The following is a 16903-nucleotide window of genomic DNA, read 5'->3' as shown; positions in this document are numbered from 1 at the left end:
GGTCATCACGGCATATGCCAGGACGGCTAGCAAGCCGCCGCTGCCTAGGGCAAGGCAGGCATCGCGGACACGCCGGGACACCGGCGAGGCGTCCGGCCGGTCGATGGGAAGAAAGAACAAGGCCAGCACCAGCAGCAGGATTGTGACGACTTCGACCGAAACCTGCGTCAGCGCCAGGTCGGGAGCCGAAAACCACGTAAACGCCAGCGCCACCAGCAGCCCGCACGCGCCCAGCAGGATCAGCGCGCTCAGCCGTTGCCTGTGAGCGAGCACCACGCCGATCGCCGTGAGCCCCAGCAGCGCCATGCCTGTCACGGTCATCGCGTCGAGCGGGCCGGGGGGCACCGGGCCGGCCAGCGTGTCCAGATCCGCCAGGAAAGTGGCCGGAATCAGCAGCATGGCGGCCACCATCCACGCCAGGTAGCCTTGCAGCGAGCCGTTCTCGAACGCCCCGGTCATGCGGCCGGCCAGCCGCTCCAGCCAGCCGATGGCCGCCTCGAAGGCATCGCGGGCGTTCAGGTGGAGCATGCGTGCGTGATGGCGATGGAAGGCATCACGCCGGAAGAAGAAAAACACCGAACCGCAGACCATCGAGATCAGGCTCATCAACAAAGGCAGGTTGACGCCATGCCACAGGCTCAGGCTGTACTCCGGCAACGGCCCGCCCAGCGTGGCCAGGGCCGCGGAGGCCAGCAAGGGCCCCACCGTGTACGCGGGGAACAGCCCGACCACGAGGCAGATGGCAACCAGCACCTCCACCGGGATCCTCATGGAACGGGGTGGCTCGTGCGGCGGGTAGTTCGGCAGGTCGACCGGCTTGCCGTCGAAGAACACGCCGTAGATAAAACGCAGCGAGTACGCCACCGTCAGTGCCCCTGCGAAGGTCGCCGCCGCCGGGATGATCCAGTTGAACTCACCGAGCAGGCCTTGCGCCAGGGTCTCGCCAAAGAACATCTCCTTGCTCAGGAAGCCGTTGAACAGCGGCACGCCCGCCATCGACAACGAGGCCACGATGGCCAGCAGCGCGGTATGCGGCATGTAGCTGCGCAAGCCCCGCAGCCGTTGCAGGTCGCGCGTGCCGGTCTCATGGTCGATGATGCCCGCCGCCATGAAGAGCGACGCCTTGAACACGGCATGGTTGAGGATGTGGAACAGCGCAGCCACCGTGCTCAGTTGCGTGTCCAGCCCGAACAGCAGCGTGATCAGGCCGAGATGGCTGATGGTGGAATACGCCAGCAAGCCCTTCAGGTCGCGCTGCAACAATGCCATGCCGGCGCCAACCACCAGCGTGGCCAGGCCGGTGAGGCTGACCATGTAGAACCACCAGTTGGTGCCATCCAGCACCGGATAAAGCCGGGCCAGCAGGAAGACGCCAGCCTTGACCATGGTGGYGGAATGCAGATACGCCGAGACCGGCGTGGGTGCCGCCATGGCGTGCGGCAGCCAGAAACTGAAAGGAAACTGCGCGGACTTGGTGAACGCCGCCAGCAGGATCAGCGACAGCATCAGCGGATAGAGCGGGTGCCGTTGCACCGTGCCTGCCTGCGCCAGCACATCGGACAATTCCATGCTGCCGCAAATGTGGCCGAGCAGCAGCACGCCGGCCAGCAAGGCCAGCCCGCCCCCGCCGGTCACCGTCAGGGCCATGCGAGCGCCCTTGCGCGCGTCCGAGCGATAGGACCAGAAGCCGATCAGCAGGAACGACACGATGCTGGTCATCTCCCAGAACACCGCCAGCAGCAGCAGGTTGCCGGACAGCACGACACCGAGCATCGCCGCCATGAACAGCAGCAACAGGGAGAAAAAACGTACGGTGGATTCGCTGCGCGGCAGGTAATAGCGCGCATAGAGAATGACCAGCAGCCCGATGCCCAGCACCAGCAGCACGAACACATACGCCAGTCCGTCCAGCCGCAGGCTCAGGCTCAGCCCGATATCCTCGATCCAGGGCTGCCGCCAGACGATGGCGCCGCCATCGGCCACCCGGCCCCGCGCGCTGAGCAGCAGGCCCAGGCCCGCTAGCGGCGTGGCCACCACGATGGGCGCGGCCAGGCCACGGGCCAGACGCCGGGCCAGCGGCATCAGCACCGCGGCGAAAAGCGGGAGCGCAATCAGCCAGACCATCAACATCGGCCACCTCCGGGCGCCGGGCCAGCGATGCGGCTGGACAAGCTGTTCGCGGCGAGCACCACCATGGTCATCACTCCCTCCTGTGTGGCCGGCACCGGTGGGGTGCGGGCTGTTGAACGGGAAAGCGCTTCAGGTACCGGTCGTTGCCTCGCCCCGGCTGACGACAACCACCGGCACTTGCGATTTGCCGAGGATCGTCGTCGCGACGGAACCGAGAATGGCATTGGCCAGCGCACCGCGCCGCTTGGAGCCCACCACGATCGCGTCGGCATCCAGTTCGGCCGCCAGCCGCATGATCTCATGCGCGGGGTCGCCAGTGACCCAATGTCGATTCATCGTGCTATCACCTCTCATCCAATGCACGCGGCCACGATCCGCGCATGCGAACCGGTCGTCCGGCGCCAGCCGGCTGGCGCTCGCGCCGCCGGCAATCATTTTGCGCTACAACCGCCCGCCCTCGCCCGCGCGCGGCTGGCAGGCACAAAGAATTCAGATCTGTCTCAAAAATATTCAAAACGGCGCGCTACCTGAGCGTGGCCACGTTTCGCGGCCTGTCCGCAAGGTGCTGCCGGGCGACGGTAGTCCTGATCGCGCATGGGCGCAATGAATCACCCTTCTTACAATAACGCCCGTGTCTTCCTGCCGTCCCGATCACATTGGCCGGCCCCGCCGGAACTCAAATAGGAAAACGAGGGTTGAATGCACAAGTCAAAGCGGGCTAGCCCATGGCCGTAAAAACCAGGCCCGCTATGCCGAGCCCCACCGCCGCCAGCGCATCGCCCGCGATCAGCCCGCCGCCCACCAGCGACGTCGTGCTCATGTCCTCGGGCAAGGGGTCAGGCGTGCCCTTCGACCCCGGCAGGCTATTGAGCACGCTGGCCACTACCCCGCCCAACGCGAACCACGCGGAGGTGGGGAGGTTGACGAATCCGCCAAAGGAGGACGCATAGGGCGACGGCAACACCACGGTATCGAGCAGGAAGTCCGCAATGCGTCCAACCCTGCCGGCCTGGATGAAGCGCTGATAGCGCGCCCCCGATCTGACCAGCAAGYGCAGCAGCGCCGTGGCAAAGCCCAGGGCGATGCCGAGTGCCACCGCCGTGCGCTGGTGCGGCAGGTCATCGGTCAGGCCACGCAAGGCGCCTACGATCTTGTACGTCATGGCCGATGCCCAGCGATGCGGCTGATCGCTGGCGGCAAGCGCGGTCTGGTCCAGCGCCAACTCGGGATAGGCACCCATGAACAGCCTGGCGAACAGCACCGCCAGCACCGCGCCAGCGACAATCCCCGCCACCTGGAAGCGAAACTGCAAGGTGCGATTGGTTCCGAGCCGCCAGCCGGTGGAGCGGTCCTGCTGCATATCGCACGCCTCGCTGGTCGATACCAGCAACACCGTCGCCGCGATCAGCCCCACGTGCGGGTCGCGCAAGCCAAACGCGGCCATCAGGATCACGGAAAGCACGAAGGCCGAGGAAATCGGGTTCTGATCGACCATGCCGACCGAGATGCCATTCACCATCGCGAACACAAACACCAGCAGCACCGCCAGCACCAGATAGCCCGCGGGCTGGTGGAGCAGCCCCGCACCAACCGCCACGATGGCGGCGCCCCAGAACAGCACCCACGCCGCCAGCCGCCACTGGCTGCCCCGCGATGGCCCTACCGRCCCGGGCATGCCGCTGCCACGCAGGCGCCGGTGCTGCCGGTACGCCTTGAACAGGATCAGCGCGATATCGACCAGCGCCGCGCCCATGATCATCCCGAGCGCGATCAGGAAGGTAATCTTGCGAAACGGCTCGCCTGGCGCCAGCCAGCCGATCGAGACGAAGAACGGAATCAGCGCCCAGCCCGCCAGCCCGGCCACCAGCGCGGCAAGGCCGATGCGCGCGCCGACGATCATGCCGGCGCCGAAGGTGGACGCCGACAGGTCGATGGCGGCAAGCCGATCGATCCGGACCGCGCCGATACCGCCGACAATGCCCAGCACCGTGCCGCCGGCCAGGCGGGACAACGACCGCCGGAGCAGCACCGGATCGGTCAACGCGCGCAGGATATTGGCCACCGCCAGGCCGGACGGAAAGGTGAGTTGCAGGCGGTCGACCAGGATCGGGGTGTACAGCATGCCCACGCCCACCCCGAACATGCCGACGCAAAGCATGTACAGCATCAGTTGCCACAGCGGCGGCTCGGGCATGCCCATCCAGGTCATCGCCTGGATCACAACGGCCATGCCGCTCATGYCGGCCACCGACGACGCAATGGTCTGGATATAGTTCGCCCCGTGGCGCCCTTCGGTGCCGTAGCCAAAGGTCACCGTGGAGCCGAGAATCCCCGCCAGGACCTGCCCGCCCACGAAGAAGCCGAGCGAGAAGTTCATATAGGCCGCGGCAATCCCGCCGAGCGGGCCGAGCACAAAAACCCCGACGGCGCCGAGCAGCGCGTAGTACCGCCATCCGCCCTGCTCCGGCAGCCAGGCCCAGCGCCGGCCAGTGCCGTCGCCGCCGTAAGCTGGCGGCAAGGGTGCCGGCTCGGCATGAGCGCGCGATGCGGCGTCTTGCGGTGGCCTGCGGGCTGCCGTCATTGGCTCCCCCATGCGCGCCTGGCGCATCAGTGGCTGCTTGGCGCGAAGGAAACAAAAAGTGCCGTGAGGCAGAGGCGGCCTGCTGGAGAGACAACCGCGCCTGGGCTGGGGAGATGCTACCGCAACCGGGGTAGCGCGAGGCGTGCGTTCGTGCGCAAGGGCACCTTATGCCGGCCCTACCAGGCTACACAAGGCGGCCCGCAAAAAAGACCGGACACGAGACGTGTCCGGGAACCCATTTGCTGACTCAGATCGTGTCACTAATCCGAGAATCTCAAATGATACGCATTATCATTTAAAAGTTCAAGAATAAGCCAGCTTACCCGCCCGGCTCAGCCCTCAGGCGGCCACAGCCATGTGCCGCGCCTGGCCCGCGCGATGGCGCCCGAACCGGAGCATGGTGGCGCCCGCGATCACGGCCGGGATCCCCACCAGGAGGAACAGCGCCGGCATCGTCAGGCCCAGCGACAGCATGGTGCCACCACCCACCGATCCCACCACCGAGCCCATCCGGCCGACCCCATTGGCCCAGGCCACCCCGGTGGCGCGGCAATCGGTGGGATAGTAGGCTGCGGACAGCGCGTTGGCACCGACCTGCGAACCGGAAACGCAGAACCCGGCGGCGAACACCGCCAGGCCCGCCAGCCAGGGCGCGGCGGTCAGGCTGCCAATGGCCGCCACAAAGATGCCCGCCAGCGTATAGCTTGCCGCCAGCACGTAGTGCGGGTTGGCGCGATCCATCAGCCAGCCCAGCACGATGGCGCCGAGGGTGCCGCCCACCTGGAACATCGTGGTGACCAGCGCCGCGGTCTTGAGCGAGACGCCGGTCGTACGCAGCAGCGTGGGCAGCCAGCTGGAAAGCAGATAGATCACCAGCAGGCTCATGAAGAAAGTGAGCCACAACAGCAGGGTGCCCCGCACCAGCTCGGGCTTGAACAGGTGGGCGGCCGGCGAGCCGGGCATGCGCTTGTCCGTGACCACGATGCTGCCGGGCGCAATCGGCTCGCCCGGCGCGATCCGTTGCAGCGTAGCGGCAACCCGCTCCGGCTGCTTGCCGCTCATCACCAGGTACCGGACCGACTCGGGCAGTTTCCACAGCAGGAATGGCAACAGCAACAAGGGCAGCACGCCGCCCAGCAGCAGCACCGCGCGCCAGCCGTGTTCCTCGATCAGGCTCGCCGAGGCCAGGCCGCCCAGCGCCGAGCCGATGGTGAAGCCGCAGAACATGGTCGTCACCAGGAAGGAGCGCCGCTTGGCCGGGCAATACTCCGAGGTCAGCGTGATCGCGTTGGGCATGGCGCCGCCAAGGCCGAGGCCGGTCAGGAAGCGCAGCGCCACCAGGCCCCACAGCGAGCCGGAGAAGGCGGATGCCAGGCTGGCGATGCCGAAGAACAGCACGCAGAAAACAAGGATGGTCTTGCGCCCGAAGCGGTCGGCCAGCGGGCCGAACAGGAAGGCGCCCGCCATCAGGCCGGTCAGCCCGGCGCCAAACAGCGGCGCGAGGTGCCCGGGCGTGAGCTGCCATTCGGCGCGGATCGCCGGCGCGATAAAGCCGATGGCGGCGGTATCGAAGCCGTCGATGGCGACGATCAGGAAGCAGAGTACGACGATGCCGACCTGAAACGCCGACAAGGGCTGGCGGTCGATGAACTCGGTGATACCGATGGATGGTTGGGTGGGCACGGCTGTCTCCTTCATTGTCTTTCGAGGCGGCCGATCTGCTGTCGGCTCGCCCTTGGTGGCCTTCCCGGCCTTCTCTGGCTTTCTCCGGCTTTCGTAGCCGGCTCTACCGCGCCCCTCGCAGGCAGTCCTCGGCACGCCAGCCGTGCAGCCATTGCAGCGCGTCGTAGAACTGCTCCTGCGTCCGTCCCACCCACAGCGAATTGCGAACCAGCCGCTCCACGCCCTTGGCGTGGTAGAGCCGGCCCATCTCGCGGGCGGAGTACAGCACCCGTGCCGTGCGCGGGATGCGCACCTTCTCGTACAGCGCGAAGGCCGCCTCGAAGTCGCCGTCGCTGGCCTCGATGGCCGCGCCCAGCGTGACGGCATCCTCCAGCGCCTGGCAGGCGCCCTGCGCGAGGTACTGCGTCATCGGGTGCGCGGCATCGCCCAGGATGGTGGCGCGGCCAAAGCTCCAGCGCTCGACCGGATCGCGGTCCGCGGTGGCCCAGCGCCGCCAAGAGCTCGGCCGGTCCAGCATCTGGTGCGGACGGGCATGGATCCCTTCGAAGTACGACAGCACTTCTTCCTTGCTGCCATCGCGCACGCCCCACACTTCCTGCTCGCGGCTATGGAAGGTGACCACGAGGTTGTACTGCTCGCCCCCGCGTAGCGGGTAATGCACGAGATGGCAGTTGGGGCCGGCCCATACCACCGGCGCGTTGATCCGCAGGTCGGCAGGCATGTCGGCCACGTCGACCACGGCGCGGTACACCACGTGCCCGGTCACGCGCGGCTCGTCGCCCAGCAAAGCCTGGCGCACCGCCGATTTCACGCCGTCGCAGCCAATCACCGCGTCGGCCTGGTGCCGCTCGCCGTGCTGGTCGATCACGGTGACGCCGCGCTCGTCCTGCTCCAGCGCGCACACCGTGGTCGCGGTGCGGAACTGGATCAGCGGGTGATCCTGCACGGCTTCCAGTATCGACAGGTGGATGTCGGCGCGATGGATCACGGCATAGGGATTGCCGAAGCGCTCGCGGTAACGCGCGCCCACGTCCACCTTGGCCACTTCGGTGGCATCGATGGCGTCCATCATCATCAGGTAGTCGGTAAAGACCGAGCGCTTGCGCGCGGCTTCGCCCACGCCCAGCGCATCGAGCGCGGCAAAGGCGTTGGCGCCGAGCTGGATGCCGGCGCCGATCTCGCCGATTTTCTCCGCCTGCTCCAGCAATTCGACGCCGATGCCCTGCCGGGCCAGCGCCAGCGCGGCGGCCAGGCCGCCTATGCCGCCGCCCACGACGATCACCTTGCGGTCCGTGCTGCGAATGGTATTCATGATGGTCTCCTTGGGTGCGCGCGTCGGGACAAAAACGCCCTGGGGCACCCCATTCGGTTAGCGCGCCGTGTAGTCCGGCTGCCGCTGAGGTTCTGCCTGCCGGAAGGCCCGGTGCTCGCTGGCATGGCGGTACACCGCCATGGCCCGCTCGAAGCCGCTGGTATCGCAGCCCATGCGCTGCGCGTTGGCGATCTGCGGCACCAGGCAGCAGTCGGCCAGCGTGGGCGCCGCCCCGAAGCACCACGGGCCGCGCCCGTGCTGCGCGAGCAGCCGCTCCACCGCGCCCATCCCTTCATCGACCCAGTGCCGGTACCAGGCGTCTTTCTGCTCCGGCGATACCCCGAGCGTGTCTTGCAGGTAACGCAGGATGCGCATGTTGTTCACCGGATGGATGTCGCAGGCGATCACGTTGGCCAGTTCCAGCACCCGGGCGCGCAGTTCAGGCTCTCGCGGGATGAGTCGCGGCTCCGGGTGGTGGGCATCGAGATAGTCGATGATCGCCATCGACTGGCCGAGGTGGAAATCGCCGTCGACCAGCGCCGGCACCACGGCAGACGGGTTGATCGCGGCCACGTAGTCCGCGGCGCGATGCTCGCCGACGCGAATATTGACCGGGTGGTAGTCGTAAGGCAGGCCCTTCAGGGCCAGCGCGATGCGCACGCGGTACGAAGTGGAACTGTTGAAGAAGCTATAGATCTGCACGGCGCAGCCCTCGCAAAGATGAATCAGGCCACCCGCACCGACAATTCGCCAAGGCGCTCCACACCGGCGACCATCAGGTCGCCCGGCTTGACGGCCCCGACTCCCTCGGGCGTGCCGGTGTAGATCAGGTCGCCCGGTTCCAGGCGGAAGTACTTCGACAGATCGGCAACGGTCTCGGCCACCGACCAGATCAGGTGCGTTACGTCGCTGCGCTGCTTGTCGGCGCCATTGACAGTCAGCCAGATCGCGCCCTGCGCGAAATGCCCGGCGGCGCTGGCCGGATGGATCGGGCCGATCGGCGCCGAGGCGTCGAAGGCCTTGCCGATTTCCCAGGGGCGGCCCATCTCGCGCATCTTCATCTGCAGGTCGCGGCGGGTCATGTCCAGGCCCACGGCATAGCCCCACACGTGTTCCAGCGCCTGTTCCAGCGGAATATCCGAACCGCCCTTGCCGATGGCGACGACCAGTTCGGCTTCATAGTGGTAGTTGGCGGTCTGCGCCGGATAGGGCAGCGTCAGGGTCTCGCCATAAGCTACCGGAATCACCGCGTCGGCAGGCTTGCAGAAGAAGAACGGCGGCTCGCGATCGGGATCGAAGCCCATCTCGCGGGCATGCGCCGCGTAGTTGCGGCCCACACAGTAGACGCGGCGCACGGGAAACTGGTCGCTGCTGCCCACGACCGGAATGGCCACGGTAGCGGGAGGTGCAATAACGAAAGACATGGGAAACCCTCACACGGAAAGAATGGATGAAGCCTTGCAGGGCGGGCACGCGCCGCGTTCCGCCCCCGGGCAAAAAAGATCAGGTGCGTTCTTCGCGCAGCAGGTTGAGCGCGGACAGCACCGGACGATCGGAATAGCTGAACAGCACCGTGTCCCCGACCGAAGCCAGTTGCACGGGCTGCCAGGACGGCACCACGAAGGTGTCGCGCGGCTCGAACTGGAACTGCGCTTCGCCGATGCGCACGGTGCCGCGCCCCTCCACCACCGAATAGACGGTGGCGTCGGTGCTGCGATAGGTCTTGCCCTGGAAGCCGGCCGGCAGGTACTGCATGAAGGTCGCCATGGTCGGCATCGGCCAGCCGCCGGTTGCCGGGTTCACGTAGCGCAGCTTCACGCCGTCCCAGGCATCGAGTTCGCCATTGCGGTAGAGCTGGTCCAGTGCCTCGCGGCTGCGGGCGTACGGGTAGCTGAAGATTGGCGAAGTGGGATCGGTGACGCGGTGGCGCACCGGCAGCATGTTGTGGCCGAAGCGGGCAAAGCTGTCGCCCTCGGGACGCAGCACCGGCTGCGAGGCTTCGGGATAGTTTTCGGCAAACCCGGCGTCCAGGTGCTGCAGCAGCGGGATATCCAGCCCGTCGAGCCAGACTACCGGCTCGCCGCCGTCGGCCACGGCTGGGTTGCCGTGGTCGTGCCACGTCCACGATGGCGTGATGATGAAATCGCCTGGATGCATGGTGGTGCGCTCGCCGTTGACGGCGGTCCAGGCGCCGCAGCCTTCCACGATAAAGCGCAATGCGGACTGCGTGTGGCGATGGCTGGGGGCGATCTCGCCGGGCAGGATCAGTTGCAGTCCGGCATAGAGGGTGGACGTGATGCTCGACTTGCCGGGCAGACCGGGATTCTCCAGCACCAGCACGCGGCGCACGGCCTCTTCCGCGCTGATGACCTCGCCAGCCTGCATCACCAGCGGACGGATCTCGGCGTACTTCCAGATCGCCGGCTGCGCCTGCGGGCGCGGCTCGCGCGGCACCAGCGCGTGCAGCGATTCCCACAGGGGGGCGAGATGGTTGCGGCCGATGCGGCCGTAGTACGCCGAGCGATCCGCGTTCTTGCTTGCGTCTGACATGCTTGTCTCCGGGTCCTTCGCCCTGCGGGGCGGGGAGCAGCCACGGCGGGCTGCGGGCTGTGGGCTTCGATGGAAGATTTATACGCCTGGAGATATACCTTGTAAAATAACCAATTCCTCTTATCCATATCGATATGGATATAGCTCAAAGGGAATACCCTGATGGATTGGACCCAGCGCCTCCGGTTGCGCAACTTGCAAATGCTGCTCAGCCTGGCCCAGACCGGCAATATGAGCCAGACCGCCGTGGCGCTCAGCACCACGCAGCCGGCCCTGTCGAAATGGCTCAAGGAACTCGAAGACGATATCGGCCTGCCGCTGTTCGAGCGCCACGCACGCGGGCTGCGTCCGACGCCCTACGGCGAATCGATGATTGCGCACGCCAGGCGCATCGAGGCGCACCTGGATAGCGCCCGCGACGACATGCAGGCCATGCGCGAAGGCGGCGCCGGCCTGGTCGTGATCGGCACCTCGGGCGCCTCTGCCGCCGATACCGTGCCGCTTGCCGTCACCTCCCTGCTGCAGCGCCTGCCGAAAGCCCAGGTCCGGCTGGTGGAAAGCACGATGAACCTGCTGATGGCGCAACTGGCGCGGGGCGAGGCCGACATCGTGGTGGGACGCTCCGCCCCGGAACTGCAAGACGGGCAGATGCGCACCGAGGCGCTTTACATGGAGCCGATCCATTTCGTGACGCGCCCGCGCCACCCGCTGTTCGAACTGGCCGAGCCCGCCTGGGGCGATCTGCGTGCCTACCGGTGGATCGTCTGGCCGCGCGGCACGCCCATCCGCAACACGCTGGAATCGGCGCTGAACGCGGCTGGCGAGAGCATGCCCGGCGACTGCGTGGAGTCGAACTCGGTCATCCTCAACCTGACCTTGCTCAACCACAGCAATATGGTCGGCGTGGCCTCGCACCGGACCGCGCGCCGCCTGGAACAGCTCGGCGCCCTGCGCATCCTGCCCTTGCGCCTTGCCGGCTTCGGCTCGGTGTCGATGTACTGGCGCGACGATGGCTTCGGCCGCACCGCCGTGAGCGCCGCGCTCGACGCCTTGCGGCGCGCGGCGGTCCGCTCGGTCGACGAACACCCTGGCGACGYGGGCAACTGACGCCGGCGCCTCAGCCGCAAGGCACCAGCCGCCACTCCCCGCCGTGCCAGGCCAACCGATGTGTCAGCCGTAGCGCATCGAGAAAGCGCTGGTCGTGCGACACCACCAGGATGGCGCCCGGATAGGCGCTCAAGGCCTGTTCCAGCGCGYGCACCGAATCGATGTCGAGGTGGTTGGTCGGCTCGTCGAGCAGTAGCAACCGGGCCGGACTCCCCGCCCACAACGCGCACGCTAGCGCCGCCTTCAGGCGTTCCCCGCCACTCAACGCACCCGAGGGTTGCCGCACCAGCCCGGCGCCAAGGCCGAGCAAGGACAGGTGACTGCGCAGCACGCCCTCCGGCAAGGGACTGTCCAGCTCCCGCAGCCGCTCCAGCACCGACTGGCCAGGCGGCAGCAGCGAAGCCGCGTGCTGGTCGAGCCAAGCGCTGGGGACACCTGTCGTGCAACTGCCGGAAACGGGCCCGCACATACCGGCCAGCATGTTCAGCAGCGTCGTCTTGCCGCTGCCATTCGGGCCGGTGACAGCTACCCGCACCGGCCCCGACAGCGTCAGGCTGAGCGGGTGCGCGCCAGCCGGGAACGGCGCGACGGCTTTGTCCAGGTGCACCACGCGCTTGCCGGCGGCAACCACCGCGCCCGGCAGCATCAGTGCCACAGGCGGGCCCGGTTCGGTGCGCTGCGCGGCTTGCATGACGGCTTCGTCCAGCGCCGCGCGGGCTTCCTGCTGGCGCCGCTGTTCGCGGCCGGAATATGCCTGCGCGCCATCCTTGAGCCGGCTTAGGTAGATACCGGGCAGGTTAGCCGTCTTGCCCACGCGGTCGTTGCGGGCGGCGCGGCGCTGGTGGGCATCGTGCTGGCGCCGCAGGTCGCGCAGGGCCGAGCTCCTGCTGGCGCGCGCATGGTCAAGCGAGGCCTGCGCGGCGGCGGCTTCGGCATCCCGTTGCGCCGCGTACAGCGTGTAGTTGCCGCCGTAGTGCCGCAAGCCCTCTGGCGTCAGCGCCGCGATGTGCGTCATCTCTTCCAGCAATTCGCGGTCGTGGCTGACCACTACCAGGCCGCCGCGCCATTGCCGCAACTGCTCGCGCAGCCAATGCCGGGCGACAAGATCGAGGTGGTTGCTGGGCTCGTCCAGCACCAGGCCATCGGCACCGGAAAGAAAAGCACCAACCAGCGCCACGCGGGTGAGTTCGCCGCCGCTGAGGCTGCTGGCAGGCCGCTCCGGCTCCAGGTGGCCCAGGCCGGCTGCCTCGCAGGCCAGCCGCAGCTTGTCGCGCAGATCCCAGCGTCCCTCCAGCAGATCGAAGTCCGGCCCACCTGCCTCGCCGCGCTCAAGCCGCGCGAGCGCGTCGAAGGCCGGCGTCAGGCCGGCCACGTCCGCCAGCGTTGCGCCGTCGGCCGGTCTGCCGTCTTGCGGCACATAGGCCACCGTGCCGCTGCGGACCACGCGCCCGGCATCCGGCGCGACAAGGCCCGCCATGACTTTTGCCAGCACGCTCTTGCCGGTGCCGTTGCGACCCACCAGGCCGATGTGCCCGGCATGGAAGGTGTCGCTGAGGTCGTCCAGCAGAACCCGCCCGTCGGGCAGCGCCACGGTGACATGGCGCAGCGACAGCGAGAACGCCGGGGATGAGTTCGAATTGGAGTTCGAATTGGAACCAGTAGGGAAACCGCCGGACGGCGGCGCGCAGAATACCGCGAACGGCATCGATGTGAAGTCAGTCATGCAAGCTCCAGGCAATACGGATAACGCGTCCGGAACCCGAGGGGCTCGACAGGCGCGACCAGTCTTGAAGTGGGCTTACAGGATCATTTGGCGTTGACTCCGGTGATGATGGGGGATGTGACCGGTCAGGCCCTGGCCGAGTTCCCTCGTCCTGCGCCAGCTAGTACCGGACAAGGTAAAGCCCTCTACTTTTACAGCACTTTTCGGCCTGGATAACACAGGGCACCTGGCAGGCTGGCCCGGCAAGCCGCCGCCTTCCTGCCTTTGCCGGCTTTGCATGCCGCAGGCGCTTCCCTCGCCCACCCTTTCGTGCACAGCAATGCGCCATTGCACTTGCTTGTCATGACAAGTATTTACGCCCACTGTGGAGGTGAACAAGCAGGAGTCAACCATGAACACCCACTTCGTCTGGCACTACACCACCGCGACCCATTTGCCGACGATTGCCCAGTCCAGCGCACTGATCCCGACTGCGCAGCCCTTCGCCTCCGCCGCGGCCAAGGTGCTTTGGTTCTCGCGGCAACAGCAGTGGGAACCCTCGGCAGCCAATATCGAATGGAAACGCCGCGACGTTTTTTGTCACCGTGCCAGGAACGATGCCGGTTCGTCGCACGGTCTGTACCGGTTTGGCCTGCCCGGCTCGGATGGCCGGCTGCTGCCCTGGCCTACAGTGACGCGGGTAGCGGGGATCGGCGTGCCCGAGGCGATGGTCATGGTCGCCAACGGTATCCGCGCAGGGGCAAACCCCACGGACTGGCTGGGTACGTTGTCGGCCATCCCGCTTGCCGAACTGCGTTTCCAGGCCTGGAACGGCGAGAAGTGGACGGACGCGGACCTGCATGAATACGAACTCGCGGCGCGGCATGCGAGTGCCGCCGGGACGCAGGCGATCCCTCTCAGGGGCATGGATCTCGCTGCTCGCCGGGGCGCGGCACCCGACCTGCATTGAGAAATGATGCCAACCGATACGAAGCGAGACAGGAGGGCCACCATGTTTCAGCCGCCTCGCATGCCTCATCAGGCACGATAGTTTCCGTTTGCGGAAACTATCGTGCCTTGTCACCATCATCACCTATAGTTTCGCTAAACGGAAACTATATTGACTTTGGCTGTCATCAATCCTATTGTTTCCATATACGGAAACAATGAGCCCGGTTTCACTTCGCATGACGCTTGTTTCCGTAAGACGAAACAATCCCCCAGAAGCCAGGAAGTCTCAAACCCTATGCCGCGCCAGCTGCCAACCTCCCTGCCCCCTCCCCAGCCGCAAATCTCCAGTCTTGGCGAACTCGGCGCGCTCGTCCGTCATCGCCGGCTCAAGCAGAAGCTCAGGATCGACGACGCGGCGAGCTTTTGCGGCGTATCGGCGAATCTTCTGTCGCGGCTGGAAAATGGCCGCCCGGTCCAGACCGACAAGCTCCTGCTCGTCCTTTCCGGACTGGGCCTTGGCATGATCCTGGGACCGAAGGCGGCCACCGCGGATATCGAGATTTCCGCCAGCGCTTTCGAGGGTGCCTGATGGCAACGCACTCGCTCCGCGTTTTCGATGGTGCCGAGCTGGTGGGAGCCGTCCAGTATGACGCGCTGGAAGACAGTTTCTCGTTTGCCTATGACGAGGCCTGGCGTTCGGCCGCGCATCGCTACCCACTCTCGCCAGCCATCCCCTTCGATAGGCCAGCCAGTTCGGCAAGTCTCAGGCGCTTTATTGAGAACCTGCTTCCCGAAGGGCGGGCACTGGACATCGCCTCGGTCTACGGGCAAGTCTCGAAGAACAACGTCTACGGCCTGATCCGCCAGCTTGGCGGGGAAACTGCGGGGGCACTCAGCTTTCATGCCGACGCCCCGCCGCCAGCGCAAGCGCCACAGCTGCGCGAGATCTCCGCCGCTGAACTGAACCAGCGCATCCGCGACCGGGAGCAAGTGCCTTTCACCGTCTGGGATGTCCGGGTTCGCCTGTCCATCGCCGGCTACCAGGACAAACTGGCCGTCTTCATGGACGGGGAGCGCATCTACCTGGCCGACGGGGCCGGCGTCGCGTCCACCCACATCGTCAAGCCCGAGCCGGTCCATGACTCGGCCAGCTGCATGGTGGCAAACGAACACTTCTGCATGACGCTGGCCGGCCGCCTGGGCTTGCCCGTGGCGCCTGTGTCGATACTCCGCATCCCCAGCCCGGTCCTGCTGGTCACGCGCTTTGACCGCGTGAAGGAAAACGGCATCGTCAGGCGCCTGCATATCGTCGATGCATGCCAGGCGCTGGATCTTCCGGTGAGCTACAAATACGAACGGAATTTCGGCGCCGCCAGGGACGTTGYGGCGATCCGCGACGGCGTCAGCTTCGCACGGTTGTTTTCATTGCGAGAGAAAACGGTCGACCAGGCCGTCGCCCAGCGCATCATGCTGCAATGGGCGATTTTCCAGTTCCTGATCGGCAACAGCGACGCGCACGGGAAGAACTTCTCGTTCTTCTGCACGCGAGCCGGGCTGACGCCCACGCCCTTCTACGACCTGGTCTCCGTGGTCCAGTACGATCAGTTCCTGCATGACCTTGCGATGGCGATCGGCGATGCGTTCGACATGGCGGAGGCCACGCCCTATGCCTTCGCGGATTTCATGTCACGCATCGGCATCCGCAGGCCGACCGCCGTGCGGACCATGACAAGCCTGGCGCGCGCCGCTGCCGCGCAGGCCGCCGGGCAAGCGGAGGATCCGGTGTATGTCGGTGAAGAGCGTGACATGGTGCGCTCGATCGTCGCCCTGGTCCGGCGCCAGGCCGACCGCCTCATCGATATGGCGCCGAAGATACTGGCGGTCGACGCAGCCTTGCTGTAGGCCTAGGTGCTCCGGCTTTGCCAGACTCCGCCGCACAGGCAACAGCCCGTCTTTTGTCCCCCATCTTTATTTCACCTCGCGGTCAGGTCTTTGTCTTCATTTCCTGGAACCGGAGGCGCGGCGGCCAGTCATGCCGCGCCCTGCCGGACCGGCCCCGCGGCTGGCAGCGGCACCACCGGGACCGGGTCGACATGGGTCATCACATTCAACACGCCGCGCACTTCCAGCGCGCGCCGGCGCGCCTCCACGGCAACGCGGTGTCCGGCTTCCACGGTCATTGCGCCATCGATCTCAAGGTGCACATCCGCAAGGATGAAGTCGCCCATCTTGCGTGTCTTCAGGTCATGCAGGCCCTGCACGCCTGGCGTGGCAGCCATGGCCTGCCGGATCGCCTCGACGGTCTGCTCGTCCACGGCGCGATCCATCAGGTCGTGCAGCGCGTCGCGGGAAAACGTCCAGCCCATCCTTGTGACCATCAGGCCAACCACCAGCGCCGCTACGGGATCGAGCATGTGGTAGCCGAGCAGATTGCCGCCAATGCCGACCGCGACCACCAGCGACGAAGCCGCATCCGAGCGCGCATGCCACGCATTGGCAACCAGCATGCTGGAGCGCACGCGCTCGGCTACGGCGAGCATGTAGCGGAACAACAGCTCCTTTGCCGCCAGCGCGCCCAATGCCACCCACAGGGCGATGGGCTTGACCGGCAGCACYAACTCCGGTTGCTCGAGCTTTTGCACGGCCGACCACAGCATGCCGACGCCGACCGCGAGCAGCAGCACGCCGATCGCCAGCGACGCGGCCGTCTCGAAACGCTGGTGGCCATAGTGGTGATCGGCGTCCGCGCCCTTGCTGCTATGGTGGCTGGCAAACAGCACCACGAAATCCGAGACCAGGTCGGACAACGAGTGGATGGCATCGGCAATCAACGCCTGCGAGCCGGCGAACAGGCCGGCCAACAGTTGCATGCAGGTCAGCAGGATGT

The 16903-nt window shown here is 66.5% G+C and carries 14 protein-coding genes; 4 read left to right on the top strand and 10 right to left on the bottom strand.

Features of this window, described 5'->3' with window-relative positions; all coding sequences use genetic code 11:
- The 8 genes from AC1DKD_RS26855 to gtdA form a co-directional block, all read right to left on the bottom strand.
- On the bottom strand, window positions 1-2130 hold a 2130-nt coding region (locus tag AC1DKD_RS26855), incomplete at its 3' end, for a proton-conducting transporter transmembrane domain-containing protein (RefSeq protein WP_477143903.1).
- A 129-nt stretch (window positions 2131-2259) separates the two neighbouring features.
- Window positions 2260-2466 carry a universal stress protein gene (locus tag AC1DKD_RS26850; protein WP_441629052.1) on the bottom strand — a complete coding sequence of 69 codons (207 nt, stop codon included), beginning with the start codon at window positions 2464-2466 and terminating at the stop codon, window positions 2260-2262.
- Between the two features lie 382 nt (window positions 2467-2848).
- Window positions 2849-4711, bottom strand: coding sequence for an OPT/YSL family transporter (locus AC1DKD_RS26845; RefSeq protein ID WP_477143902.1), 1863 nt, complete (start codon window positions 4709-4711; stop codon window positions 2849-2851).
- Window positions 4712-5050: 339 nt separating this feature from the next.
- Window positions 5051-6394 carry an MFS transporter gene (locus AC1DKD_RS26840; protein WP_477143901.1) on the bottom strand — a complete coding sequence of 448 codons (1344 nt, stop codon included), beginning with the start codon at window positions 6392-6394 and terminating at the stop codon, window positions 5051-5053.
- 103 nt (window positions 6395-6497) lie between these two features.
- Complete coding sequence (locus AC1DKD_RS26835) at window positions 6498-7706, bottom strand: 3-hydroxybenzoate 6-monooxygenase (protein ID WP_441629058.1); 1209 nt, start codon at window positions 7704-7706, stop codon at window positions 6498-6500.
- 57 nt (window positions 7707-7763) lie between these two features.
- The gene (maiA, locus tag AC1DKD_RS26830) at window positions 7764-8408 is read right to left on the bottom strand and encodes a maleylacetoacetate isomerase (RefSeq protein WP_441629060.1); all 645 of its coding nucleotides are present in this window, start codon (window positions 8406-8408) and stop codon (window positions 7764-7766) included.
- Window positions 8409-8431: 23 nt separating this feature from the next.
- A complete protein-coding gene (locus AC1DKD_RS26825; RefSeq protein WP_441629062.1) occupies window positions 8432-9130 on the bottom strand; it encodes a fumarylacetoacetate hydrolase family protein in 699 nt (232 codons plus the stop codon).
- 79 nt (window positions 9131-9209) lie between these two features.
- Complete coding sequence (gene gtdA / locus AC1DKD_RS26820; RefSeq protein WP_441629064.1) at window positions 9210-10256, bottom strand: gentisate 1,2-dioxygenase; 1047 nt, start codon at window positions 10254-10256, stop codon at window positions 9210-9212.
- A 162-nt stretch (window positions 10257-10418) separates the two neighbouring features.
- Here gtdA and AC1DKD_RS26815 point away from each other — a divergent pair, with 162 nt between their 5' ends.
- Entirely contained in the window at window positions 10419-11363 is a 945-nt protein-coding gene (locus AC1DKD_RS26815; RefSeq protein WP_477143900.1) for a LysR substrate-binding domain-containing protein, read from the top strand.
- A gap of 10 nt (window positions 11364-11373) precedes the next feature.
- Here the strand turns inward: AC1DKD_RS26815 and AC1DKD_RS26810 are convergent, their stop codons facing one another.
- Window positions 11374-13086: an ABC-F family ATP-binding cassette domain-containing protein gene (locus AC1DKD_RS26810; RefSeq protein WP_477143899.1), complete on the bottom strand. Its 1713-nt coding sequence runs from the start codon at window positions 13084-13086 to the stop codon at window positions 11374-11376.
- A gap of 391 nt (window positions 13087-13477) precedes the next feature.
- Between AC1DKD_RS26810 and AC1DKD_RS26805 the strand changes: the two genes are divergently transcribed.
- The 3 genes from AC1DKD_RS26805 (at window position 13478) to AC1DKD_RS26795 (ending at window position 15918) form a co-directional block, all read left to right on the top strand.
- Complete coding sequence (locus tag AC1DKD_RS26805) at window positions 13478-14035, top strand: hypothetical protein (protein ID WP_441629070.1); 558 nt, start codon at window positions 13478-13480, stop codon at window positions 14033-14035.
- A gap of 276 nt (window positions 14036-14311) precedes the next feature.
- Window positions 14312-14605, top strand: coding sequence for a helix-turn-helix domain-containing protein (locus AC1DKD_RS26800; RefSeq protein WP_441629072.1), 294 nt, complete (start codon window positions 14312-14314; stop codon window positions 14603-14605).
- Window positions 14605-15918 carry a HipA domain-containing protein gene (locus AC1DKD_RS26795; protein ID WP_477143898.1) on the top strand — a complete coding sequence of 438 codons (1314 nt, stop codon included), beginning with the start codon at window positions 14605-14607 and terminating at the stop codon, window positions 15916-15918. Before AC1DKD_RS26800 ends, AC1DKD_RS26795 begins: the two co-directional genes overlap by 1 nt.
- 128 nt (window positions 15919-16046) lie before the next feature.
- Here the strand turns inward: AC1DKD_RS26795 and AC1DKD_RS26790 are convergent.
- Window positions 16047-16903 (bottom strand): cation diffusion facilitator family transporter (locus AC1DKD_RS26790; protein WP_477143897.1); only part of this gene is annotated, 857 nt, incomplete at its 5' end.

Source organism: Cupriavidus sp. 05T313 (assembly GCF_056396665.1).
This window is presented reverse-complemented; position numbering and strand designations above follow the sequence as displayed.